1 protein-coding gene is annotated in these 742 nt (G+C 45.3%); it reads left to right on the top strand.

The window, feature by feature from the left end; translation table 11 throughout:
• Positions 1 to 742: RNA-guided endonuclease TnpB family protein (locus tag ACYQ4S_RS12080; RefSeq protein WP_459771404.1), on the top strand; the 742-nt coding region annotated here is incomplete at both ends.

Raw genomic sequence — 742 nt, 5'->3', positions numbered from 1 at the left:
AAAGAAATCGACTGGCTAAGAGAAGTGGATAGTATCTCATTGCAATCGGCGTTACGTCATCTCGATGATTCGTTCAAGTGTTTTTTTAGAAAGCAGAACAAGGCTCCACGCTTCAAGTCGAAGAAGAATGCCGTGCAGTCCTACACGACCAAATGCACAAATGGCAATATTGCGATTGTCGGCAATCACATTAAATTGCCGAAACTTGGTCTGGTGCGGTTCGCCAAAAGTTGCGACGTAGACGGACGTATTTTGAATGCCACCGTCAGACGCAAGCCGAGCGGCAAATACTTTGTCTCTCTTTTAGTCGAAACTGAAATCGAACAAATAGATAAGACGGGTTCTGCTGTGGGTATTGATGTCGGATTGAAAGACTTCGCCATTCTGTCAGATGGTACAGTCTATCAAAATCCGAAGTTCTTCCGCAAAATCGAGCAGAAGTTAGCGAAAGAGCAGAAGAAGCTTGCCCGTAGACGGGAGTTGGCTATCAAACGAAACTGTCCGTTGCTCGATGCAAAGAATTACCAGAAGCAAAAACAGAAAGTCGCTTGCCTCTACGAAAAGATGGTCAACGCCCGAACCGACTACTTGCACAAAATCTCAACCGAGATTGTCAAAAACCACGACATCATCGGTATCGAAGATTTGCAGGTGTCGAACATGGTGAAGAACCGCAAGTTGAGTAAAGCCATCAGCGAAGTCTCATGGTCAGAGTTCCGGACTATGCTTAAATACAAAGCAG

This window comes from Alkalibacterium sp. s-m-28 (genome assembly GCF_054658175.1).
The sequence above is the reverse complement of the archived record's forward strand: the minus strand, read 5'-3'. Positions and strand labels throughout refer to the sequence as shown.